The sequence below is a fragment of the Staphylococcus sp. HMSC068C09 genome (assembly GCF_001813735.1).
Taxonomy (GTDB): Bacteria; Bacillota; Bacilli; order Staphylococcales; family Staphylococcaceae; genus Staphylococcus; species Staphylococcus hominis.
Genome location: NZ_KV813756.1, coordinates 270,615 through 296,093, shown reverse-complemented (window position 1 = coordinate 296,093; position 25,479 = coordinate 270,615). Strand labels below are relative to the sequence as shown.

The window sequence follows — 25,479 nt, the reverse complement described above, 5'->3', positions numbered from 1 at the left end:
ACGGTATTTCTTAAGAAATACCGTGTGTTTTTTTATCTTACTATTTTTTTCTCAAAACGATTTAAATCATTATCGTGTCCAATCATTATCATAATATCTCCAATTTCAATATTCATATTTGGATCTGGTGACACAATGATTTCTCGGCCTCTTTTTATTGCAATAATATTAATACCGAATTGTGCTCGAATATCTAAATCTCTGATTGTTTGACCAGTTAATTTTTCGCTTACTTTTAACTCCACTAATGAATGCTCATCTGCGAGTTCGAGATAGTCTAGTACACTTGCACTTGCTACATTATGTGCAATACGACGACCCATATCTCTTTCTGGATGTACCACAGTGTCTGCACCAATTTTATTCAAAATCTTTGCATGATAATCGTTTTGTGCTTTGGCCGTAACTTTTTTAACACCTAACTCTTTCAATATTAAAGTTGTTAATGTACTAGATTGAATATTCTCACCTATTGCCACAATGACATGATCAAAATTTCGTATACCTAAACTTTTCATTACCGCTTCATCTGTAGTGTCAGCTACAACAGCATGTGTCGCAATTTCACTATATTCATTTACTCGAGCTTCATCTCTATCAATAGCCATAACATCCATATCTAAAGCGTTTAACTCTCTTACAATACTTCCTCCAAAACGACCTAATCCTATTACTACATACTCTTTCTCCATGAATTCTGGAACTCCTATCTAAAAAATAAGAGCTAAAATGATAAGTTCATTTATATACTAGAAACTTCTTCAAAGTTCTATAAATATAAATCACTCTCATTTCAGCTCCTCTCTTAATTTAAATTACTTTTTACCTTCCACATATTGTTTATCAAAAACGAATAATCTCAATAACAATATTAACGATGGAAGTAATAAAAGTAAACCTAAAATAAAGACGATCGTTAATGCTAAGCCCATTGATGAGTTTACACCTGAATCTGAAATTTTAATATATGGATAAAGAATATAAGGTAACTTACTCATACCGTATCCGTAAAAAGCGAAAGCCATTTGTAAAATCACCATAATAAATGCTAAACCATGATACTTTTTAATCATATTTAAAATTCCTGCAATTAAGAAGAAAATAAAACTAATTGCAAACATCCACCAATAATGCGTAATTGCATTATAAAAGTGATTAGAGTTTTGTATTCTTAATGATAAGAATACAAATAATGAAATAATAATCATCGGTGGACCCCAAAACATAAACCATTGACGCATAAATTTATAAGCCACTTTATCTTTTGCTTTAGAAGCATAATATGTTAAAAACCCCGATGATATATATAACACACTTACAATTGCTAAAAATACAACTGACCATGCAAAAGGACTTAATAGTAATTGTACCCAATCCAAATCAAAATGATTGCCTTGTTCATTAATGTATCCGCCTTCTGAGATAGTCAATACAGTTGCGAGTGCTGCGGGTATTAAAAGCCCAGTAATACCATATAAAAATATCCAAGGCAGTTTATTATCTTGTCCATAATGTTCAAAAGCATAAAAACTACTTCTAATAGAAATAAGAATTAAAGCGATTGAACCAGGAACTAATAACACTGTCCCTAAATAAAGAGCTGAATCTGGGAAAAATCCGACAAAACCTACAAAGAAAAATACAAAAAATACATTTGTTACTTCCCATACAGGATTTAAATATCTTTCTATAAGATGATTAATCTTTTTTTCTTCTCCCGTTAATTTTGTATGCAAAGTTAAAAATCCAGCACCAAAATCAATAGACGCTACGATAATATAACAAAATAGGAAAGTCCATAATACTGTAATACCTATGCCAGTATAATCCATTATTCTTGACCTCCAATCACTTTATCAATATCCTCGCGAGCTGGTTTATTTCTAAACATTCTCAATAATACATAAGCAGATGTAAAGAGAAGTACAAAATAAAGTAAACCGAATAAAATTGTTACTAATGTAATTCCTCCTGCCTGTGTAGCAGCTTGGCTAACACGCATGTAACCTCTAACAATCCATGGTTGACGTCCCATTTCAGTTAAGAACCAACCAAACTCTATAGCAAGCATTGAAGCAGGTCCTGTTAAAAGTACTGCATAAAGCATTACTTTTTTAGTTATAATAGGACGTAGTTTTTTTATCAATAATGCTAATATAAAAATGCCTGATACGATAAAACAAAAGATTCCCATAGCTACCATTAAATCAAAGAAATAATGAACGATTAATGGAGGTAAATCATTTTTAGGAAATTCATTTAAACCTTTTACTTTAGTATTAATATTATTATCAGCTAAAAAGCTCAGTAATCCAGGTATTTTTATAGCTCCTGAAACTTCTTGAGTGTTTTCATTTAAGACACCAAAAAATACTAAATCTGCTTTGGAATGTGTATCAAAATGCCACTCATATGCAGCTAATTTTTCTGGTTGTACTTTATGAAGAAACTTAGCAGACAAATCTCCCGCTAACATTGATAATAATGTTTGAATAAATCCAAGAATCATAGTCATTTTTAACGCTTTTTTATGATATGGCGCATCTTCACTATATTTATTTTTCAATAATTTAAATGCAGCAATTGCTGCCAAAATAAACGCCATCGTCATACCAGCTGTTGCAACAACATGAAATGCTCTAACTAAAAATGAAGAATTGAACATTGCTTCAAATGGTTGAACATTCACCATTTTACCTTTTTTCATTTCAAAACCTGCTGGAGTATTCATAAATGAGTTCACTGAAGTAATAAAGAACGCTGAGAATGAACCACCAATAATAACAGGTAAACTAATTAAAAAATGTATCCATTGATTTTTAAAACGATTCCATGTATACAGATAAATACTTAAAAAGATTGCTTCAAAGAAGAAAGCAAATGTTTCCATGAAAAGAGGAAGCGCGATAACATGGCCACCCATTTTCATAAACGTAGGCCAAACAAGTGAAAGTTGTAATCCAATAATTGTTCCAGTTACAACCCCAACTGCAACTGTAATCGTATACCCTTTTGACCAACGTTTTGCTAATGCTATATATTTAGGATCTTTCTTTTTGATCCCTAAAAACTCTGCGATTGCAAACATTAATGGCATTCCTACTCCAATAGTAGCAAAAATAATATGAACGCCTAATGTCATCCCTGTCAAAAAACGACTAATTTCGACAGAATTCATATTTAACCACCTTTTCTATAATTTAAAATTTAAGCCTATAGATTTAAATTATATACCTAAACATTAGTAACTAAAATTTTTTTGTTTACTTTTTAATAGATAATTTAAATGGAATTCACATAAAATTCAAAATTTGCATTTTTTAATTACCTTATATATAGTAAGAAAAGTATAATTAAAAGGAGAATATGATTTATGTCTAAAATAATTATCTATACACAAGATGATTGTCCACCTTGTAATTTTATAAAAAATTATTTAACGGAACATCATATTAATTTTATTGAAAAAAATATTAAGTATCCTTCTTATCGTAATGAAATGTTAGAATATGATGCATTCTCTACACCATTTATCTTATTAAATGAAGAGCCTATGTATCATGTAGATTTAGAAAAAATCAACAGAATATTTGATATCCAACTGTAATACATAAAAAAGAACCTGAGACATCATAAGTTGTCTCAGGTATTTTTAATATTATTTAGAAATGTGATGAACAAGTTCTTTAACTTCATCTTGTGTTGCACAATTAATGGCACGATTTGCTAATTCCGCCATTTCGTTTTTACTTAAACCATTAATTTGTCTTCTAGCTTTAAGAATAGAGGTTGCACTCATAGAGAACTCATCTAATCCTAAACCTAATAATAATGGAATTGCTGTTTCATCGCCAGCCATTTCACCACACATACCAGTCCATTTACCTTCTTTATGAGAAGCTTCAATGACCTGTTTAACTAAACGTAAAATTGCTGGGTTATATGGTTGATATAAATATGAAACACGTTCAGACATACGGTCAGCTGCCATAGTATATTGAATTAAGTCATTAGTTCCTATACTAAAGAAATCTACTTCTTTAGCAAAGATATCAGCTAACGCAGCAGTAGAAGGAATCTCTACCATGATACCTACTTCGATATCATCAGCAACTTCTTGTCCTTCGCTAGTTAATTTATCTTTTTCTTCTAAAAGAATAGCTTTAGCATCTCTAAACTCTTTAATAGTGGCTACCATTGGGAACATAATATTTAATTTACCATAAGCAGATGCGCGTAATAACGCACGTAATTGTGTTCTGAAGATGTCTTGTTGATCTAAGCACAAACGAATTGCACGATAACCTAAGAATGGATTCATTTCTTTAGGTAAATTTAAATATGGTAATTCTTTATCTCCACCAATATCTAAAGTACGTACAACAACGCGTTTATCTTTCATAGTTTCTAACACTTTTTTATACGCTTCAAATTGTTCGTCTTCAGTTGGCATTTGATCTCTACCCATATATAAAAATTCTGTTCTATAAAGACCAATTCCTTCAGCGCCATTTTCCATAACACCATATAAATCATCAGGTGTACCAATATTAGCAGCTAATTCTGCATGTTCACCGTCAACAGTTACAGTTTCGGCATCACGAAGTTTTTGTAATTCTTTTTTATCTTCAAAGAAACGCTCACGTTTATTTTGATAAGCAATGAGTTCGTCTTCAGTTGGATCTATGATAACGTCACCAGTAATACCGTCAACAATAACCATATCTCCTTGTTTTACTTCATGAGTAATCGATTTAGTACCAACCACGGCTGCAATTTCTAATGAACGGCTCATAATTGCAGAATGACTTGTACGTCCACCAATATTTGTAACAAAACCTTGAACAAACTCTTTGTTTAATTGTGCAGTATCAGATGGTGTTAAATCGTTTCCTATAATAACTACACTTTCATCAATCATACTAGGATTTGGTAACTCCACGCCTAAAAGATGAGCAAGTACACGCTTAGAAACGTCACGAATATCTGCTGCACGTTCTCTCATATATTCATTATCCATAGATTCAAAAATAGTAATGAATTGAGTCGTAACTTCATTTAATGCTTCTGGAGCATTGACTTTCTCATTCGCAATTTTATCTTCAATTGGCTGAATTAATTCTGGGTCATCAAGTACAAGTAAATGTGCATCAAAAATAGCAGCTTTATCTGCACCTAATGATTTTTCAGCATTATTTCTAATTTTTGTTAATTCAATTTTGGAAGCTTCTAAAGCATTTCTGAACTTTTTAATTTCAGCATCAGTATCAGTAATTTTCTCATTTGTAAATGATAAATCAGGTTCTACTAGTAAATATGCTTTGGCAATTGCAACTCCATCAGAAGCTGCAATACCTTTAATTAATTTAGACATAATTACTCTGTTAAACCTTCTTTTGATAAAACTTCACTGATAGCTTGAATTGCATCTTGTTCATCGCTTCCATCAGCATAGATAGTAATTTCAGCATCTTTACCTACACCTAAACTCATAACGCCCATAATTGATTTTAAATTTACTTTTTTACCGTTATATTCTAATTGAATATCTGAATCAAATTTAGATGCTGTTTGCACTAACATTGTAGCTGGACGTGCATGAATTCCAGTTTCGTCAACAATTACATATGATTTTTGTTCCATAATCTATTTCTCCTCCATAAGTTAGAAAATTAATTTTCTTATTATCTAACATAAAAATTCATACCCTAACACTACCAAAATATATAACTAAATTCAATTCTTATATAATTGAATTATTATCGAAAAATACACTTATATTAATAAAGTAGCAGTCATTATATAAGTAATCAAACAAAGTTTGATTACTTATAATAGGTATAGCGTTATGTTAGTCAATTTTCTAATGTTATATATAAATTTCTTCCCTTTTATTATACTACATTTTTAAAAAATTAAATAATATCACGTAAAACTTTTTCACATTTTTCTATATGATCTTGACCTAATTTATTCATAAAGTAGTAACTAATTGAAGCTGAAACAGCTTGTCCCACTATTGGGAACCATTTTGTTTGTTTTGCTGCTGTACGCTTAGCAACATCTCTAATAATTAATTTCAAAGCACCACTAGTTACTTTTTCACCAATCATTGAACTACCTTGAATTGCTGCTGCTGATAAAATACGTTCTTTAACATCTTCACCAAGAGAATTGACTTGTTTTTGATCAAGACCATAAATTTTATTAATATCTTCAATAATATCTTTCATCAATTTGATATCTACACCAAAGTCTAATCCTGGAATTGGCACAACACTCATCCCTGAAGATAATAAAGATTTTTTCTTAACAACAGCTTTAGCTTTTTCTCTACGTTGTGCAATTTCTTCTTCATTTTTAGGTAAGATATCTTTTTCGTTAATTTCTTCTATATCTAAGACCTTTTTACCAACTTTATCAGTAACTCCATTTGTAATTTTATTAATAATACCCACTTACTGACTCACCTTTCGTTTTTCATAATATTTTCAATATACATTTAATACCCTATTTCAGTACTTTAATGCTTAATATTTATGAATACAGCTTTTAAATATTTAGAAGGTTTATAATGTGAATGTGTTTTAAAGTCTTTTGGTAATCCCATGACTTCTTCTATTTCATATTCTACGTTAGCTTGTTCCAATGTTTTCTTAATTACATTTTTAAATGCTTTTAAAGAAAAAGCACTTGAATTTGTACATAGAAGCAATGTACCATCTGGTGCTAAAACATCTAAAGCACCATTAATTAAATCATCATAATTTTTTTGTACTGAAAAAGTTTTCTTTTTATTACGCGCAAAACTAGGTGGATCAATGACTATTGTGTCATATTGTTTTCCATGACGTGCTGCATAATTATAAAAATCAAATGTATCCATGACATAGATATATTGACTTTTAGGGTCTACACCATTTAACCCAAAATTTTCTTCAGTTAATGTACGAGAACGATTAGCTAAATCTACACTTGTTGTAACTTTAGCATTTTTAGATGCTACCACTGAAAACGCGCCCGTATAACTAAATAAATTTAAAATACTTCTATTTTCGGCAAAATAATCACGTAATTTTTTACGAACTTCTTTTTGATCTAAAAATATTCCTGTCATTAATCCATCGTTTAAATCAACATTGTAAAATGTAAAATTTTCTTCAATAACTATTGGAAATTCCGGAGTTTCTCCAAGTACATGTCCTCCTGTATACTCCGTATCTTTAAAGCGCATTTTTTCAAAAACTGATTCAAATTTAAATACTTTTTTTATTGCTTCAATAATTATATAACGAAACTTGTAAATTCCTTTTGAATACCATTGAATAAGTAGATGTCCATTGTAATTATCAATAGTTAAACCTCCAACGCCATCTCCCTCAGCGTTAAATAGTCTAAAAGCATTAGTTCCTTCTATATTATAGTAATACTCTCTTTCTTCTAGCGCTTTTTTAAATAAATTTTCAAAGAAAGTAATATTGATATCTTCTTCTTGGCTATATGTGATTACCCATCCTAATCCTTTATGTTGACGTCCTACATAAGCTGTTGCAATATATTGGTTATTTTCAGTAACTATATTAAACAAGTCACCTTCTTTTAAATGATCGTGTTGAAAAATATCTTCTTCTTCAACTAAAGGATATTGATTTAAATATTTAGTTTCTTTGCCTTTATTTAAAGTTGCTATTTTCATTTTAATTTCTCCTATTTTAATTTTTGTAACGAATCTATTGTAATCTACTCTACTATTTTAACAAATTTAAAATTCTTCACCTAAATATTAAATTAAAAAAAGAAGTGGAACACTGAATTCAAAAATGAATTCTGTTCCACTCCCTTACTCAGATTATGGTTTTTCTTTTAATTGCAACGAAAATGCTATAATTACAGGTATTAACATAATAATTAATGTAGGTGTAATAAATATTGAAAGTAATAGACCATGAATCATTATATTAATAAATTCAGTAAGCAATTTGAAGAATAGAATACTAATCATAAACAACTGTAAATAGTAAAATTTGCCTCTTAAAAAATGAGTAAATGTCGTCGCAATGTAAATGATAATAATAAAGAGTAATATTAACAGTGTAATCCATTCAATCACGTATTGAGTTTGTGATAATTCCCATTCTCCAGATACAAATAGAGCATTTCTATTATTAAATTCTATAAATGTAAATAAGAATAAGATAAAACCACAGAAAATTTCCACATATGCTGGTTTAATCCATTTAGGAGGTCTCATCCACTTAGGAATATCATCTTCTTCTATATCTACAATATTTTTAAATTTACTTTTAAATTTATCGCGTTTAGATCTAATTTTATCTAAATCTACACTTCTTCTTGTCTTACGTGCATATTCTGATGTTTTATCTTGAAGTTGTTTAAAATGAACTTTTGATTGAGTCGAAACGTTTCCTTTTTGAGTTCTTGATAATTCAGGCTCTTCTTCCCCTAATTCTTCTTTTGTTAAAGGTAACGCACGGCGTAAGAATAAGAAATTCCAAATTGCCGCTTGAGCTAATAACCACATAATGATGAAGAATGTATTTACACTTAAAATATCAATAGGCTCAATCTCATTTGCATCGATTTTGCCATACAATGACAGTTGAGTAATCAAGTAACTTATTCCATATGAAATAATAATCCATAAATAATGAACTTTTCTATTTTCTTGATACAATTCATCTTTATAAACAATATATCCTGTATGAATCACAAATGGAATAATGAATATAATTGCCCAAAAACCATATACTTGAGTCATCAATGTAATTGTAATGAGGAAGTATAAAATACCAATAACTAAAAAGAAAATTGAGATGTCGTAATCGTATTTGGTTGTTCTAAATAACGTATATCCAATCAATATGACTAGAATACCAAATAGAATAATTATGACTGCACTTACAACTGGAAAGTTGCCTATGAATCTACTCATCACTCTAATTATTTCACTAAAAAATGCATTAAGAAAGTCCCATATATTATGTATTTTTAAATCAATTTTATCTTTATCTTTTAGTTTATGGATTAAAGGCAAATTGATTAAGATAATGAGACCTGTGAAGAGTGAAACGATACCGATCAAGTAACTATAGATAATCTCGGCGTGTTTCTTAAGAAAAGACATACAGTTCACCTCAAAATTAATTATATATGAACTTTCTATTCTTGTCTTTAATAAAAAATAAAATACTTCTCTAGACTGAGATGAAGTTTATTCTTTTATTAATTGGGTATATTAGTTTTGTAAAGTAATCTATGAAAAAGGAGAGTTGTCCTATGACACATGAAGATGCAAAAAAAGCAAAAGAATATGAAGAAAAATTAAAAGAACAAAAAGAAGAAAAAACTGATGATATTGAACAAACTAAACAAGATGTTCAAAATACATTAGACTAATTTTCTTATTTATGTCATCATTAAGAATATTTAATGAATAAGCCTGAGACATACAAGCTGTCTCAGGTATTTTTAATATATTGGCTATCGATGGCTGAGTTGGAAATAAATCTATCCTACTTTCTTTCATTATTTTTAGAACTAATTACATTTTAATTGTTAAATATGTAAACTGTTTATTGTTAAATATGTAAACTGTTTAATTATAATTTATTTTTAATTAAATATAGATTAAAAGCATCTTGACATCTACTATTAAAAGTCATACATTTAAAATAAATAAAATATAAATGCACTAGGGGTGTATAGCACTGAGATGAGGCTTAACCTCAAACCCTTTGAACCTGATCTAGTTAAAAACTAGCGTAGGAAAGTGTTAACTTAAATAAATCATGTTTTTAATAATCAATAGCATTTTTATTTAAATTTACGCACAACTTTTCTACGAAGGGTTGTGCGTTTTTTTAGGAGGAACTATTTTATGTCTAAAGGTTTAAAACTTTCAGAAATTCTAGTTACGGTGCTGATTGCTGTTATTTTTGCAATCATTTATAACTTATGGTGGTTGCCATATAATTTAGCTCAAGTAGCTGGTATACATCTAGAGCAACTTACATACGGTATTTGGTTTATGGCTGCTATTGTGGCTTACTTAATTATTCCTAAACCAGGTATTGCATTAATTGCTGAATTTGCTGCTGGTGCAGGTGAAACTATTGTTATGGGGAAATTTGATATTCCTACTATAGTATATGCCATTTTACAAGGTCTAGCATGTGAAATTGTGTTTGCTATCTTTAAATACAAATCACGTTCTTTAATGGTAGCAATGTTAGCTGGTTTAGTAACAGCATTAGTATCTTTCCCTGTAGATTATTTTTACGGCTATCTAAACGAAGTTGCGGGTTGGAACTTACTACTTTTCATCATTTTCCGTGCTATTAGTGGTATTGTACTGTCTGGTATACTCTCTTATTTAATTGTAAAAGCCTTAGATCAAACTGGAGTAACTAAATTATTCCGTCCTGCCTCTCAAAAAGATTACGACAACTTATAAGGGGAAATGATTGTGTTAAAAGTCAAAAATTTACGTCTAAAATATCCAAATGGTGATCGAAAAATTTTCGATAATCTAAATATAGAAATTAAAGATAAAGAAAAAGTGCTTTTACTAGGTCCTTCAGGATCTGGTAAAAGCACATTGCTTAATGTCCTTAGTGGCATTGTTCCTAATCTTATAGAATTACCGATGAAATATGATGAACTAGACATTGATCCTAATTCCGGGGTTATTTTTCAAGACCCAGATACACAATTTTGTATGCCAAAAGTTTACGAAGAATTAGCTTTCGTCTTAGAAAATCAAAAAGTGCCAAGAGAAGACATGGATGAACAAATTAAAAAAGCACTTGCGTCTGTAGATTTAGATGTGGATAATTCAACTTTCGTAAATAATTTAAGTGGTGGTATGAAACAAAAGCTTGCTATCGTTGAAACGATTTTACAGAAAGCTGATACACTCTTTTTAGATGAACCTACAGCTATGTTAGATGTACAAGCAACTGCTGACTTATGGCAACGATTAATTCACTTATGGACTGATCAAACGGTATTAATTGTAGAACATAAAGTGGAACATATTTGGCATCATGTAGATCGAGTCATATTAATGAACTATGATGGAGAAATTATAGCTGATAATACACCTGAATACATACTCAAACATTGTGAATCGTTACTCACTGAATTTGGCGTATGGCATCCTCATGCTTGGGATTATGCACCTATTCGAAAAGATTTAACTCCCCAATATTCCAATACACTTTTTAAATTTCAAAACGGACAAATAATTCGTAGTAAAAATACACTATTTGAAGTTTCAGAACTAAATATTCATCCTGGAGAATGGATTACAATTACTGGAAAAAATGGAGCTGGTAAAACTACTTTACTCGAATCTATGATGCAATTAGTGAAATACAACGGTACAATGTTTTATGAGAAGCGATTACTGAAGAAAATTAAAGATGCTGCTCAAAATATGTATCTTGTATACCAAAATCCTGAACTTCAATTTATTACAAATTCAGTTTATGACGAAATTAATATTCATTATAATCATCTTGATAAAGCAAAATCGAAAGAAGAAACTGAGCATCTTTTGAAACTTTTACATTTAGAAAAAGTTAAACATCATCATCCTTTTGAAATATCTACAGGTCAAAAACGTCGATTAAGCGTAGCAACTGCTTTAAGTTCAAAAGCTGAAATTGTTTTACTAGATGAGCCAACATTTGGACTTGATAGTCATAATACATTTCAATTGATTAAGCTATTTGAAGAACGTGTAAAACAAGGACAAACTATCGTAATGGTGACGCATGACCCTGAAATTATTCATCGTTATCCAACACGTCGACTTGTCGTAGAAAATCATAAGCTTTTAGAAATGGCAGGTGAATCAAATGTTTGAACGTTGGAAAAAGCGTCATACACTTGTAGATGATGTAAATATTATTACGAAATTAATTCTTGGAGTTTTATTATTTATTTTTATCATTTTTGTGCATAATTTTGATTACATGATTTATATTACTTTATTAATGTTTATATTTTTATTATCTTTTAATGGTACAGCTTTTAAAGTCATTGCTGCATTTTTATCAGCAACCATTCTCTTTGCCTTGCTATCATCATTATTCATGATTTTATATGGTGATGGTACACATATGTTATTTGAATGGGGAATTATTCATATTAGTACTGAGAGCATTGTAAGAGGTCTTCACTTATCTTTAAGAACAATTACTGTTTCAATGTTTGGTGTGTTAATTGCATTAACATCGCAAATTGTAATGATTTTCTATAGTTTAATGCAACATTTAAAAGTAAAACCTAAAATCGCCTATGCATTTATGGCTGCTATTCGTATGGTACCACTTATTTTCACATCATTTATCCAATTAAGACGTTCTTTAAAAATGCGTTACCAAATGATTGATGCTTCCAATTATCGTGGATTTAAACGTATAAAACACTTACTTATTCCAGTTTTAAGTCAAAACATACGTCGTGCACATCAATTATCAGTAGCTATGGAATCAAAGGATTTAAAGATGGCCCACGTACCTATTATTATAAAGCACCTTTCTCATACAAAGATATTCTTTTTGTTGGTATGACAATTGCTTTACTTATTATTGCTTTTTATTTATCTCAATATTTTCCAATCACTGGTATTGAAGATGCTCGTGTTTCAGAAATGTTAGAGTAATATATCTAACATAAGACAAACTAAAGTAAAAATTGAGTTCAAAGATAAAAACAGTTTCAAAAATACAGTAAATTTATCTTGCTCGTATATTAAACCCTAACATTATAAAAAACCCATAGATGAATATCTGGACTGCCCCCAATTAGTGGGAATTATATAAACACACTTTCGTTGAATTCATATTAAAATGAATCATACGGAGGTGTTTTTTCTATGAAAAGAGTTTCTTATTCAGTAGAAACAAAATATAAAGCAGTTAAAATGAAAGCAACAGGCTTTTCAACGAAAGAAATTATGAAAGAATTAAATATTAGAAATAGAACACAAGTGAAAACTTAGCGATGGTATCGAAATGGGGAAAGTTATAGATTTTCACAACACGTTGGTAAACAATATACCTACGGTAAAGGATTAGAAAAGCTGTCAGAAGTAGAACAATTAAAGTTAGAAAATAAGAGAACAGATATAGAATTGGATATTTAAAAAAAGTACAAGACATTGGAAAGGAAGTGGTACCAACAATAGTCATAGATTTAGTGGATCAATTAAAAATAAACTATTCAATCAAATTGATACTAGAAGTATTAAGCATACCTAAATCAACATATTACCAATGGAAAAACAAAACCTATAAAAATGATACCGTAACACAAAAATTTATTGAATTATGTGAAGCTAACCACTATACCTACGGTTATCGTAAGATTACAACATTGATTAATCAATGTTATACATCACTAATTAATCATAAGAGAGTACAAAGAATTATGCAGAAGCATCATTTGAACTGCCGAGTTAGACCTAAAAAGAGGACAAGGAGAGGTAAACCGTATTATAAAACAGATAATTTAAAGAGAGTTGCCCATGGAAGTATTAACAACCGATATTGCTTATTTACTATTTGGTCATTCTATATTGTATTTATCTTCGATAATGGATATTTATAACGGAGAAATTGTGACGTATAAAATAGGCGATAAACAAGACCTAAGTTTAGTTAATGATACATTAAATCAAATCGATATACCTGAGTGTTGTATATTACATAGTAATCAAGGCAGCGTTTATACATCTTATACTTATTATCAATGATGCGAAGAAAAAGGTATTACCAGAAGTATGTCCCGAAAGAAACCACCTGCCGATAACTCCTCGATAGAAAGTTTCCATTCCTCGCTAAAGTCTGAAACTTTTTACATCAATAATCAGCTTAATAGCTCTAATCAGATTGTAATAGATAATGTCGAAAAGTACATTAAAAACTATAATAATAATCGAATTCAACAAAAACTAGGCTACTTATCCTCTGTAAAATACAGAGAATTAGCAGCCTAGAACATAGTGTTTTTATTAAGTTCCCATTTTAAGGGTTCAGTGCCTATCATCTATGGGTTATTATTTTTAGTTTATTTGAGTGCTTTATTTCCAATATCTTTACGATAAAATAGTTGATCACTCTTAATTTTTTCTACATTTCCATAAGCATCTTTTTGTGCTTGTTGAATAGTTTTTCCTTTTCCAATGGCTAATACAACTCGTCCGCCAGATGTAAGAAATGTATCATTTTCTTTTTTCAAACCACTAACGAAATAATGGTTATTTAATTCAAAGCCTGAAACCTCTGCACCTTTATCATATGACCCAGGATAGCCTTTCGAAGCAAGCATTACTCCTACCACATAATCGTTAATCCATTGAAAACGAATAGGTTCTTTACGGTCTAGAGCAACGATTTGTGCCATCAAGTCACTTTCTAGACGACTTAACAATACTTGCGCTTCTGGATCACCAAATCGTGCATTAAATTCAATAACTTTAGGACCTTCCTTAGTTAAAATTGCACCTATATAAAGTAAACCAAAATAGTCATAACCCTCTTCTTTTAACGCTCTAGCAATTGGTTGAGCAATATCTTTGTTTGTACGTTCTAAAACGTCATTTGAAATATGAGGAACAGGACAATAAGCGCCCATCCCACCAGTATTAGGACCTTCGTCATTATCATAGGCACGTTTATGATCTTGAGCAATACAGTCAAAAGGAACTGCATAATCACCATTAATGAATGTCATTAATGAGAATTCTTCTCCTTCAAGAAATTGTTCAAAGACAACTTTTCCATCTTCTTGTGGATATAGCACTTCTACCGCTTCAATTGCTTCATCTCGTGTATTAGCAATAATTACGCCTTTACCAGCAGCTAACCCATCCTTTTTGACTACAATAGGTAATTCGCAATCATTTACATAATTAAGTGCTTCAGTTTTATTGTCTATTTCTTTATAATCAGCAGTTGGAATATCATATTTTTCCATTACCCTTTTAGCAAAAGATTTAGAACCCTCAATTTGGGCTGCTTCTTTATTAGGACCAAAGACTTTAACATGATTGTCTCTCAATTTATTAGATAAACCATCTATCAATGGTTGTTCTGGACCAATAATCACCCATTCTATATGATGTTGGTGAACAAATTGTAAAATAGCCTTATGGTCGGTTTCAGCAATTTCAGTGTGTATTTCAGCTAAATGAGTCATTGCATCATTTCCAGGAATAGCATAAAGTTTTTCAATAAGTGGCGACTGATGTAATTTTGATACTAATGCATGTTCACGACCGCCTGCACCTATAACTAAAACATTCATTTCTTTTCTCCCTCTATTCTCTCAATTATTTTAAATTAGTGTTTAAAATGACGCATACCAGTAGTAACCATAGCAATACCATGTTTGTTAGCCATATCAATCGAATCTTGGTCTTTAATTGAACCGCCTGGTTGAATAATAGCTTTAATACCATGTTTTGCAGCAAGTTCAACAGTATCATCCATTGGGAAGAAGCCATCAGAAATCATTACTACATTGTCATTTATTTCAATTGCGCGCTCTAATGCAATCTTAGCTGCACCTACTCTATTCATTTGTCCTGCACCAATTCCAACTGTCTGTTTATTATTACTTAAAATGATTGCATTACTTTTCACTGATGGAATAACTTTCCATCCTAGAAGCATTGCCTCCCACTGAGCATCGGTAGGTTCAACGTCTGTAACAACCTTCATTTCTTCTTTAGACACTTCGTAATTATCTTTATCTTGAACCAAATATCCACCTGAGACTGAAACAAATTCTTCTTCACGATTATCAATTGTCATATCAATTTCTAATAAGCGAATATTTTTCTTTTGAGTTAAAATATCTAAAGCTTCTTTATCAAATTTTGGTGCAATGACAACTTCTAAGAAAATAGAATGTAACGTTTCCGCTAAATCTTTGGTAACTGTTCTATTGAGTGCAATGATCCCACCAAAGATAGACTGATTATCTGCATCATACGCATGTTTAAATGCAGTTTCAATATCAGTGCCAATACCTACACCACATGGATTCATGTGTTTAACTGCAACGGCAGCTGGTTCTTTAAATTTTTTCACTAATGCTAATGCTGAATCTGCATCTTTAATATTATTAAAACTCAATGCCTTACCATGTAATTGTTTCGCACCAGCAATAGTATGTTTACTATTAGAAGTACGAACAAAACGTGCTGATTGTTGAGGATTCTCACCATATCGTAATTCTTCACTATCTCCTTTGAAGAAACTTACAATTGCATGATCATATTCATTTGTATGTTCAAATACTTTAATCATTAATGACTTACGGTATGATTCATCAAGTCGATGTTCTTTAATTCGTTGAATGACTTCATTATAATCAGATGGATGGACAATGGTTGTTACATGTTTAAAATTTTTGGCTGCAGCACGTAACATAGTTGGACCACCAATATCGATATTTTCAATTGCATCATCTTCAGTTACATCTGGATTAGCTACAGTTTGTTGGAAAGGATATAAGTTGACCACAACCATATCAATTAAATCAATGTGTTGTTCTGATAATTGTTCTAAATGTTCAGGTTTATTACGATCTGCTAAAATACCACCGTGTACTGCTGGATGTAACGTTTTTACACGACCATCCATAATTTCAGGGAATTGCGTCAACTCTGATACAGATTTAACAGTTACATTAGCTTCTTCTAAAGCACGTTTTGTACCGCCCGTTGAATATAATTCATAATCTAATTGCGTTAATGATTTAGCAAATTCCACGACTCCACTTTTATTTGAAACACTAATAATTGCTTTTTTCATGATTAACTATGCTCCTTATTTAATAACTTTAGCTATTACACTTGGATAAAGTTCATATTCTAATTGTTTCACACGTTCTTCTAACGCTTCTTTTGTATCGTCCGGTTTTATATCACATTTTCGTTGTTCAATTATTTCTCCCGTATCCATTCCACTATCTACATAGTGAACTGTTGAACCTGTTTCCTTATCCCCACTATTAAATGCTTGACCAATTGCATCTTTCCCCTTGTACTTTGGTAATAATGAAGGATGAATATTCAATATTTTACCTTCATAAGCATTTAATAAGTCTGGTCCCACTAATCTCATATAACCTGCTAAGATAATCCACTCCACCTCTTCACTATGAAGAAGTTGAATTAATTTTTGTTCATATTCTGCTTTGTTTTCAAAGTCTTTAGGTTCATTAATATGAACCATCACTTTCAACTGTTTTGCACGCTCAATGCAATAAGCATCGTGATGATCTGTATACAAAGAAGTAATTTCTATATTATTAAGGTGCCCCTTATCAACTTTAGATACAATATTTTCGAAGTTACTTCCTGATCCAGAGGCAAATATAGCCACCTTAGTCATATCTATACCCCCTCAAGATAAATCGGTGCATCATTACTTTTAACAATTTCCCCTATTTGATATGCAGCAATATCTTGTTCTTTTAAGATATCAAGTGCTTTAGATACATCTTCTTTATTTACAATGACAGTATAGCCTATGCCCATATTAAAAACGTTATACATTTCACTCGTTTCAATGTCAGCTTGTTGTTGTAACCATTCAAATACTTTTGGTGTTGGGAAGGATTGTGTATCAATTTTAGCTGCTAACCCGTTAGGTAAGCCTCTAGGTATATTTTCATAAAATCCGCCACCAGTAATATGATTCATGCCTTTGATTTTAACTTTTTCTTTTAAAGTTAAAATAGGTTTCACATACAATTGAGTCGGAGCTAAAAATGTATCAAGATAAGTACTTCCATCAAATGAATCATTCAAATTAATTCCGGATTCTTGAATTAACTTTCTTACTAAACTATACCCATTAGAATGAATTCCATTAGAAGCTAAACCAATGATAATTTGTCCCTCTTCTACTTCAGATCCATCAATATATTCATCTTTTTCGACTGCCCCTACAGCAAAACCTGCTAAGTCATATTCTCCTTCGTGATACATTTCACCCATCTCGGCTGTTTCTCCACCAATAAGAGCAGTATGAGTAGCTTCACAACCATCACTCACACCTTTTACAATTTGCTCTATCACTTCCGGAACAACTTTATTTGTTGCTATATAATCTAAAAAATATAGCGGTTCTGCGCCCGTTGTAAGAATATCATTTACACACATGGCAACTGCATCAATACCAATCGTGTCATGCTTATTATTATCAATGGCAAGCTTTAATTTTGTTCCTACACCATCTGTACCAGAGACTAATACTGGCGCTTTCATATTAAGCTGGGATAAATCAAAAGTCGCACCAAATCCACCTAATCCACCAAGTACTTCTTTACGCATTGTACGTTGAACATGACTAGACATTCTTTCTACCGCTTCATAACCTGCATGAATATCAACACCTGATTGTTCATAAGCTTTAGACATGTATATTTCCCTCTCTATCAAAATAATGTTTATGATTATCAATATATTCTTTTTGACGTGTACTTAAATTATTTAAATAGTTTTCTTCATAGTCAAATAGACCTGCTGGATAATCTCCTGTAAAACTTTCTACACATAATCCACTATATGGTGCATCAAAATCTAATCCAATTGATTCTATAAGACCTTCAACACTTAAATATGCAAGAGAATCTGCACCAATATACTCACAAATTTCTTCTGGAGATTTACTAGCAGAAATCAATTCAGCAGTAGTAGACACATCAATTCCATAAAAACTAGGGAACATAAATTCTGGAGAAGCTATACGTACATGTATTTTATTTGCTCCAGCATCTTTAAGCATTTTGACAATACGTTTACTTGTTGTTCCTCTTACAATAGAATCATCAACTAAAATAATGTCTTTACCTTCTACAATATCTTTCACTGCCGATAGCTTAACGCGTACTCCTTGTTCACGTAATTCTTGTGTAGGTTGAATAAAAGTTCGTGCGACATATTGGTTTTTCACAAGCCCCATTTCATAAGGTAATTGAATCTCTTCAGCATAGCCACTAGCTGCAGATAATGATGAGTTTGGAACACCGATAACCATATCTGCTTGAGCCGGACTTTCTTGAGCTAATTTTTTACCAGAAACTTTACGAACTGCATGCACATTTTTTCCAGCAATTGTTGAATCTGGACGCGCAAAGTAAATATATTCCATTGCTGAAATAGCTGTGTTAGTGTGACTTGTATATGATTTTACTTCAATGCCATTGTGATTAATGACAACATACTCTCCAGCATGAATATCTTGAACATATTCTGCTCCTAGCACATCTATGGCACATGTTTCACTAGCTAAAATGTATGTTCCATCTTGCATCTTACCAACTACTAGAGGACGAATCGCATTTGGATCAACAGCACCATACAAAGCGTCTTTAGTCAATATTGCGAAAGTAAATCCGCCTTTAATTTGTCGTAAACTTTCTTTTAGCGCCTCTTCAAATGTAGGAGCTTTACTACGACGAATTAAATGCATAATCACTTCAGTATCAGAAGATGAGTGGAAAATGGCACCATGTTTTTCAAGGTACTGTCTTAAAGTTTGTGCATTAATTAAATTACCATTATGACAAATTGCGACACTCATATCGTAGAAATGATATAAAAATGGTTGGATATTTTCGATACCTTTATTTCCTGATGTCGCATAACGAACATGTCCAATAGCATGATTGCCATCTTTTAGTTTATTAAGTTGTGGTTCTTTAATGGCTTCAGTAAGTAAACCTAAACCACGTTCACCCTTTAGAGTATCTTCATCAGAAACTACAATCCCTGCACCTTCTTGCCCTCTATGTTGTAAACTATGCAATCCCATATAAGTTAACTGAGCTGCTTCTGAATGATTCCAAATGCCAAAGACACCGCATTCTTCGTTTAATCCACTGTAGTTAAACATTCTGAAATAGCTCCTTCCCAAATTGCTTTAATATCTGAGACTTTTTCTGTCATTGTAGATGTAGTATTAGATACTTTAAATTCATCAACATCTGTTAATTCACCAATTTTAATAGCTCCATCTACATCTAGTGTTTGTCCTTCTTTGACTGCAACGACATAACGTCCTTGTGTTTCACTAAATAATTGTGCATCAGAGAGTTCTACTTTTGCTTCTAATCCTAAATTATAATAAGCACTTATTTTAGCAAGCGTAATAAGTAAACCGCCTTTACCTACAGTTTGTACATGAGAAGCAATTCCATTTCTAATAGATGTTTTTATTGCTTCGCCTTTTGCCACTTCATCACCTAAATCAATTTCTTCATACTCATGATTGACTTTACTATATAAAAGTTTTTCAATTTGACTTCCACCAAAATCATTTCTTGTTTCTCCTACAAGATATAATGTATGCCCTGTTTCTGGATGGAAATCATTTAAATATTGAATATCTTCAATGAGTCCTACCATTCCTACTACTGGTGTAGGGAAAATAGAAGTTCCTCTAGTTTCGTTATATAAAGAAACGTTTCCTGATACTACCGGTGTTTTTAATACTTCACAAGCTTCTGCCATTCCTTTTGTAGAATCAATCAATTGTTGGTAAATTTCTTTCTTTTCTGGAGAACCATAATTTAAACAGTCTGTCATAGCTAATGGTGTTGCGCCTACAGCAATTAAATTTCTATAAGCTTCTGCCACAACCATTTTCCCACCTTCGTAAGGTTGATTAAATACATATCGAGCTTCACCATCAATGGTTGAAGCAATGGCTTTATTTGTTCCTTCAACTCTTACTACAGATGATTGTAGTCCAGGTTTAATAATGGTATTAGCACCTACTTGTTGATCGTATTGTTCATATAAATAATGTTTCGAAGCAATTGTTGGATGCTTTAATAATTTCTTAAATACATCTTGTACATTGATCTCACTATAATCATTTTTTGAGGTATTATATTCTTTTTCTTCACCTTCTAAAATATAGACAGGTGCTTCATCAGCTAGTGCATCAACAGGAATATCTGCATACACTTCATCTTCGTATTTAAGAACGAAGCGGTCAGTATCCGTTACTTCACCAATTACTGCACTATCAAGTTCATGTTTATCAAATAAGTCCAAGAACTTTTGTTCTGTTCCTTTTTCAACAACAAGTAACATTCTTTCTTGTGTTTCAGATAACATCATTTCATATGGTGAGATTCCTGGTTCACGTGTTGGGACTTGATCTAGATACAGTACTAATCCACTACCGCCTTTAGCAGCCATTTCTGATGAAGAAGAGGTAAGACCTGCTGCTCCCATATCTTGGATACCTACAAGTTCATCAAATGTGATTGCTTCAAGTGTGGCTTCCATTAATTTTTTACCTACAAATGGGTCACCAATTTGTACTGAAGGTCGTTTACTTTCACTTTCTTCAGTTAATTCTTCAGATGCAAATGTGGCACCATGAATACCATCACGTCCAGTTTTAAGGCCTACATAAATGACTGAATTTCCTTCACCTTTAGCAGTACCTTTTTGTACCATATCGTGATCGATAACACCTACACACATTGCATTGACAAGCGGATTTCCATCGTAACGTTCATCGAATTCGATTTCTCCTGCTGTAGTTGGTATACCAATACAATTACCGTAACCACCAATACCACGGACAACGCCTTTTAATAAACGTTGATTTTGTTTTACTGATAATTCACCGAATCGCAAACTATTTAGTAGGTTAATGGGTCTTGCTCCAATCGATACGATATCTCTGATGATACCTCCTACACCAGTAGCTGCACCTTGATAAGGTTCGATTGCTGAAGGATGATTGTGAGATTCTACTTTGAAAACTACCGCTTGATTATCACCAATATCTACAACTCCAGCACCTTCACCTGGTCCCATAAGGACATGCTCGCCAGTTGTCGGGAATTGCTTTAAGAAAGGTTTAGAATGTTTATAAGAGCAATGTTCACTCCACATGACTGAGAAAATACCTACTTCTGTAAAGTTAGGCTCTCTTCCTAAAATCTCACGTACCTTATTATATTCTTCATCACTTAAACCCATGTCTTGATATAGTTTTTCAAGTTTAATTTCTTCAATACTAGGTTCGATAAACTTAGACATTTTGTTCCCTCCAACTATTTACCATTGCTTCGAATAATTTAACACCACTGTCTGTACCAAGAAGTGTTTCAAGTGCTCTTTCAGGATGAGGCATCATTCCACATACATTGCCTGCTTTATTTACAATACCTGCAATATGTTCATGAGACCCATTCGGGTTATCTTCATATGTTAAAATAATTTGATTATTTTCAACTAATTCATTGTACATATCATCTGTACAATAATAATGTCCTTCTCCATGTGCTACAGGATAAACAACAATTTCATTTTCTCCATATAAATTAGTAAAAGGAGTTTGATTATTAACAATTTTCAGTTTTTCATTTCTGCTAATAAATAGATGTGAATCATTATGTAATAAGGCGCCGGGTAATAGTCCTATCTCAGTTAAAATCTGGAATCCATTACATACACCTAAAACGGGCTTACCTTCACTGGCAAAACGTTTCACTTCGCTAATAATTGGAGCGACACTTGCCATAGCCCCTGAACGTAAATAGTCACCAAATGAAAAACCACCTGGAATTAATACCCCGTCAAAACCTTTTAAAGATGTTTCACGATAATCTACATATTCAGCTTCTGCACCTGTTTTAATAGCCGCATTATACATATCTCTATCACAGTTAGATCCTGGAAAAACGAGAACTGCAAATTTCATATTATGCATTCTCCTTTTCATCAACAATTTTATAACTATATTCTTCAATAACCGTATTAGCAAATAACTTTTCGCTTAATGTCGTAATAATATTATTTACTGCTTCATCTGTAGCTTCATCAACAGTCATATATAATACTTTACCTACTCTAATGTCATTAACTTGTTTATAACCTAAGTCATGCACAGCACGATTTAATGCTTGACCTTGTGTATCCAATACCTGTGGTTGTAATGTAATGTGAAGTTCAATTGTTTTCATTATTTTAGTTCCTCCAATTTATCCAAAAATGTTTGATACGTATCTATTAAAGAACCAGTATCATTTCTATATACATCTTTATCGAAATTCGTATCTGAATATTTATCCCAAATACGACAAGTATCTGGTGAAATTTCATCCGCTAATAAAATATCACCATTTTCTGTTTTTCCAAATTCAACTTTAAAATCTACTAATCTTAAATCCATTTCATTCATTAATTGAATTAATACTTTATTAATATTTTTAGCCATATCTTTTAATGCCTTAATTTCCTCATCATTAGCAATATGAAGTAATTTGACATGATCATCAGTAATCAATGGATCATTTAAATCGTCATTTTTATAAAAGAATTCTACAAGTGGTTCATCAAATACATGGCCTTTTTCAAAACCTAAACGTTTCGTAATAGAACCTGTTGCAATATTTCTTACAACTACTTCTAGTGGTATAATCTTTACTTCTTTAACTAATTGCTCAGTTTCAGAAAGCTGTTTAATAAAATGGCTTTCAAGGCCATGTTTATTTAAATATTCGAAAATAATTGAAGTAATTCGATTATTTAAACGTCCTTTCCCTTGCATCTTATCCTTTTTGGCGCCGTTACCTGCTGTGACTTCATCTTTGTATTCAACTCTCAACTGATGTACTGTTTCAGTTGAAAATACTCTTTTTGCTTTACCTTCATAAAGTAATGACATTGATTATTCTCTCCCTTTAAATTGTTTCAACATTTCATTTTCAGTTTCATTAACATTATTTGTAAGAATGGTCATATGCCCCATTTTTCTATCCGATTTTCGTTCTGTTTTTCCATAGATGTGGACATGCCATTCAGGATGATCTCCAAATTTATCTTCTAATAAGTCTAAATCGCGTCCTAGTAAATTCATCATCACAGCTGGTTTTAAAATTTCAATCTCTTGAGGTAAATCTTGACCAGTTACTGCTAAGATATGTGTATCAAATTGAGAATAATCACATGCTTCAATCGTATAATGTCCAGAGTTATGTGGTCTCGGTGCAATTTCATTTACATATAAGTGATTTGATTTATCAATAAAGAATTCCACGGTAAAAGTACCAACAAAGTGAACTTTTTCGATTATTTTATCTACTTCTTTTCTCGCTTCTTGCTCTTTATCGCATCTAGCTGGAATAATAGTTTTAAATAGTATTTGATTACGATGCTCGTTTTCTTGTAGTGGGAAATAAGCAATTTGTTTTTGATTACCAATCGTTACAGTTAAAGATACTTCTCGATCGAGATCTAAAAATTTTTCTGCCACACATTCATGATTTGAAACAAGTACTTTAGCTTCTTCAACATTGGAATCATTTTTCACTAAAATTTGTCCTTTACCATCATATCCACCAAAACGTGTTTTTACGATAAATGGATAACTTAATGTTTCAATTGCTTGATTCAAATCTTTTTCATCTTTTAAAGATACATAAGGAACAATTTTCGTACCTGCAGATTCTAATGTTTGTTTTTCAGTTAAACGATCTTGTAATAATTCAATTGCTTGATAACTTTGAGGAATGTTAAATTGTTGAGTTAGTTGCTTAAGTTGTTGAGCAGATATATTTTCAAATTCATAAGTAATCACATCTGATTGTTGACCCAATTTGTTTAAGGCTTCTTCATCATCATACTCTGCCGTGATAAAAACATCTGCTACTGATTTACATGGACTATCTGGATTAGGATCTAAACACGCTACATTAAAGCCCATTTTTTGGGCAGATTGTGCCATCATCTTACCTAATTGTCCTCCACCAATAATACCAATTGTTGCTCCGAACTTTAATCTATTGAAGTTCATCTTGCATTTCGCCTACCTTATCTACTAAAGATTGTTCATATTGTTCAAGATGTTTACGAACTGAATCATTTCCAATACTTAAAATTCTCGCTGCTAAAATACCAGCATTTTTAGCCCCAGATTTACCGATTGCCGTTGTAGCAACAGGAATTCCACCAGGCATTTGAACAATAGACAATAGTGAATCTAGTCCTTTTAAACTTTTAGATTCAATAGGTACACCGATAACAGGTAACGTTGTCATTGAAGCAACCATCCCAGGTAAATGTGCTGCACCACCAGCGCCAGCAATAATAACGTCATAACCGTTTGTACGTGCTTCACTTGCAAAATCAAACATTAACTTTGGCGTACGATGTGCTGACACTACTTTCTTTTCATATGGTATTTCAAATTGTTCTAACATTGCACAACTTTCTTGCATAATCTTCCAGTCTGAGGAACTACCCATAATGACTGCTACTTTCACTTTGTACACCCTTTCAAAGTTTAAAATATAAATCTTATTAGTTGTATATTACACGTATAGCATACCAAGTATAAGATTTAATTTCAATCAAAAATCGAACTTTATCTATGTTTCTTAACTTAATTTACGCTTTTTAGCTAAAAT

General features: G+C 31.6%; 23 protein-coding genes, 2 pseudogenes and 1 riboswitch. Of the genes and pseudogenes, 6 read left to right on the top strand and 19 right to left on the bottom strand.

Annotation, left to right across the window (positions count from 1 at the left end; genetic code table 11):
• Positions 1-32: 32 nt before the first annotated feature.
• From HMPREF2930_RS06195 to HMPREF2930_RS06185, 3 genes are all read right to left on the bottom strand, one after another.
• Entirely contained in the window at positions 33-692 is a 660-nt protein-coding gene (locus HMPREF2930_RS06195; RefSeq protein ID WP_002448135.1) for a potassium channel family protein, read from the bottom strand.
• 123 nt (positions 693-815) lie between these two features.
• Positions 816-1,832 (bottom strand): cytochrome d ubiquinol oxidase subunit II, encoded by a 1,017-nt coding sequence (locus HMPREF2930_RS06190; RefSeq protein WP_017175752.1) that lies wholly within the window; start codon positions 1,830-1,832, stop codon positions 816-818.
• Complete coding sequence (locus HMPREF2930_RS06185; protein ID WP_017175753.1) at positions 1,832-3,178, bottom strand: cytochrome ubiquinol oxidase subunit I; 1,347 nt, start codon at positions 3,176-3,178, stop codon at positions 1,832-1,834. The genes HMPREF2930_RS06190 and HMPREF2930_RS06185 overlap by 1 nt, the downstream gene beginning before the upstream one ends.
• Positions 3,179-3,373: 195 nt before the next feature.
• On the opposite strand from HMPREF2930_RS06185, the gene HMPREF2930_RS06180 reads away from it, so the two are divergent.
• Positions 3,374-3,607, top strand: coding sequence for a glutaredoxin family protein (locus HMPREF2930_RS06180; RefSeq protein ID WP_017175754.1), 234 nt, complete (start codon positions 3,374-3,376; stop codon positions 3,605-3,607).
• A 51-nt stretch (positions 3,608-3,658) separates the two neighbouring features.
• Here HMPREF2930_RS06180 and ptsP read toward each other — a convergent pair whose 3' ends face one another.
• From ptsP to auxA, 5 genes are all read right to left on the bottom strand, one after another.
• Positions 3,659-5,374, bottom strand: a complete 1,716-nt coding sequence (gene ptsP, locus HMPREF2930_RS06175; protein ID WP_017175755.1) for a phosphoenolpyruvate--protein phosphotransferase — start codon at positions 5,372-5,374, stop codon at positions 3,659-3,661.
• A 2-nt stretch (positions 5,375-5,376) separates the two neighbouring features.
• Entirely contained in the window at positions 5,377-5,643 is a 267-nt protein-coding gene (locus HMPREF2930_RS06170; protein WP_002448249.1) for a phosphocarrier protein HPr, read from the bottom strand.
• A 272-nt stretch (positions 5,644-5,915) separates the two neighbouring features.
• Complete coding sequence (locus tag HMPREF2930_RS06165; protein ID WP_017175756.1) at positions 5,916-6,458, bottom strand: DUF697 domain-containing protein; 543 nt, start codon at positions 6,456-6,458, stop codon at positions 5,916-5,918.
• Positions 6,459-6,523: 65 nt separating this feature from the next.
• Entirely contained in the window at positions 6,524-7,696 is a 1,173-nt protein-coding gene (locus tag HMPREF2930_RS06160) for a class I SAM-dependent rRNA methyltransferase (RefSeq protein ID WP_017175757.1), read from the bottom strand.
• 153 nt (positions 7,697-7,849) lie between these two features.
• Entirely contained in the window at positions 7,850-9,145 is a 1,296-nt protein-coding gene (auxA, locus tag HMPREF2930_RS06155; protein ID WP_017175758.1) for a lipoteichoic acid stability factor AuxA, read from the bottom strand.
• Positions 9,146-9,297: 152 nt separating this feature from the next.
• Here auxA and graF point away from each other — a divergent pair, with 152 nt between their 5' ends.
• From graF to HMPREF2930_RS11235, 5 genes and pseudogenes are all read left to right on the top strand, one after another.
• Complete coding sequence (graF, locus tag HMPREF2930_RS11640; protein ID WP_002448238.1) at positions 9,298-9,417, top strand: glycopeptide resistance-associated protein GraF; 120 nt, start codon at positions 9,298-9,300, stop codon at positions 9,415-9,417.
• 287 nt (positions 9,418-9,704) lie between these two features.
• Positions 9,705-9,806, top strand: a riboswitch (TPP riboswitch).
• Between the two features lie 92 nt (positions 9,807-9,898).
• On the top strand, positions 9,899-10,474 hold the full coding sequence (locus HMPREF2930_RS06150) for an ECF transporter S component (RefSeq protein WP_017175759.1): 576 nt from the start codon (positions 9,899-9,901) through the stop codon (positions 10,472-10,474).
• Between the two features lie 12 nt (positions 10,475-10,486).
• Positions 10,487-11,890, top strand: a complete 1,404-nt coding sequence (locus HMPREF2930_RS06145) for an ABC transporter ATP-binding protein (RefSeq protein ID WP_017175760.1) — start codon at positions 10,487-10,489, stop codon at positions 11,888-11,890.
• Positions 11,883-12,691: pseudogene (locus HMPREF2930_RS06140) on the top strand (energy-coupling factor transporter transmembrane protein EcfT). Before HMPREF2930_RS06145 ends, HMPREF2930_RS06140 begins: the two are co-directional and overlap by 8 nt.
• A gap of 213 nt (positions 12,692-12,904) precedes the next feature.
• A pseudogene (locus HMPREF2930_RS11235) lies at positions 12,905-14,026 on the top strand (IS3 family transposase).
• Positions 14,027-14,097: 71 nt separating this feature from the next.
• Here HMPREF2930_RS11235 and purD read toward each other — a convergent pair.
• The 11 genes from purD to purE are packed head-to-tail and all read right to left on the bottom strand — an operon-like array spanning position 14,098 to position 25,335.
• Positions 14,098-15,336 carry a phosphoribosylamine--glycine ligase gene (gene purD / locus HMPREF2930_RS06125; protein WP_017175764.1) on the bottom strand — a complete coding sequence of 413 codons (1,239 nt, stop codon included), beginning with the start codon at positions 15,334-15,336 and terminating at the stop codon, positions 14,098-14,100.
• Positions 15,337-15,371: 35 nt separating this feature from the next.
• Positions 15,372-16,850: a bifunctional phosphoribosylaminoimidazolecarboxamide formyltransferase/IMP cyclohydrolase gene (gene purH / locus HMPREF2930_RS06120; RefSeq protein WP_017175765.1), complete on the bottom strand. Its 1,479-nt coding sequence runs from the start codon at positions 16,848-16,850 to the stop codon at positions 15,372-15,374.
• Between the two features lie 15 nt (positions 16,851-16,865).
• Positions 16,866-17,432 carry a phosphoribosylglycinamide formyltransferase gene (gene purN / locus HMPREF2930_RS06115; protein WP_017175766.1) on the bottom strand — a complete coding sequence of 189 codons (567 nt, stop codon included), beginning with the start codon at positions 17,430-17,432 and terminating at the stop codon, positions 16,866-16,868.
• Positions 17,433-17,434: 2 nt separating this feature from the next.
• On the bottom strand, positions 17,435-18,463 hold the full coding sequence (purM, locus tag HMPREF2930_RS06110; RefSeq protein ID WP_017175767.1) for a phosphoribosylformylglycinamidine cyclo-ligase: 1,029 nt from the start codon (positions 18,461-18,463) through the stop codon (positions 17,435-17,437).
• Entirely contained in the window at positions 18,456-19,940 is a 1,485-nt protein-coding gene (purF, locus tag HMPREF2930_RS06105; protein ID WP_017175768.1) for an amidophosphoribosyltransferase, read from the bottom strand. Before purF ends, purM begins: the two co-directional genes overlap by 8 nt.
• Positions 19,919-22,108 (bottom strand): phosphoribosylformylglycinamidine synthase subunit PurL, encoded by a 2,190-nt coding sequence (gene purL, locus HMPREF2930_RS06100; protein ID WP_070597261.1) that lies wholly within the window; start codon positions 22,106-22,108, stop codon positions 19,919-19,921. The genes purF and purL overlap by 22 nt, the downstream gene beginning before the upstream one ends.
• Positions 22,101-22,772, bottom strand: a complete 672-nt coding sequence (gene purQ / locus HMPREF2930_RS06095; RefSeq protein ID WP_017175770.1) for a phosphoribosylformylglycinamidine synthase subunit PurQ — start codon at positions 22,770-22,772, stop codon at positions 22,101-22,103. Before purQ ends, purL begins: the two co-directional genes overlap by 8 nt.
• Before the next feature lies 1 nt (position 22,773).
• On the bottom strand, positions 22,774-23,034 hold the full coding sequence (gene purS, locus HMPREF2930_RS06090) for a phosphoribosylformylglycinamidine synthase subunit PurS (protein ID WP_002448160.1): 261 nt from the start codon (positions 23,032-23,034) through the stop codon (positions 22,774-22,776).
• Entirely contained in the window at positions 23,034-23,738 is a 705-nt protein-coding gene (gene purC / locus HMPREF2930_RS06085) for a phosphoribosylaminoimidazolesuccinocarboxamide synthase (RefSeq protein WP_017175771.1), read from the bottom strand. The genes purS and purC overlap by 1 nt, the downstream gene beginning before the upstream one ends.
• 3 nt (positions 23,739-23,741) lie before the next feature.
• Positions 23,742-24,866 carry a 5-(carboxyamino)imidazole ribonucleotide synthase gene (purK, locus tag HMPREF2930_RS06080; protein WP_070597260.1) on the bottom strand — a complete coding sequence of 375 codons (1,125 nt, stop codon included), beginning with the start codon at positions 24,864-24,866 and terminating at the stop codon, positions 23,742-23,744.
• Positions 24,853-25,335 carry a 5-(carboxyamino)imidazole ribonucleotide mutase gene (purE, locus tag HMPREF2930_RS06075; RefSeq protein WP_002448044.1) on the bottom strand — a complete coding sequence of 161 codons (483 nt, stop codon included), beginning with the start codon at positions 25,333-25,335 and terminating at the stop codon, positions 24,853-24,855. The genes purK and purE overlap by 14 nt, the downstream gene beginning before the upstream one ends.
• Positions 25,336-25,479 lie beyond the last annotated feature (144 nt).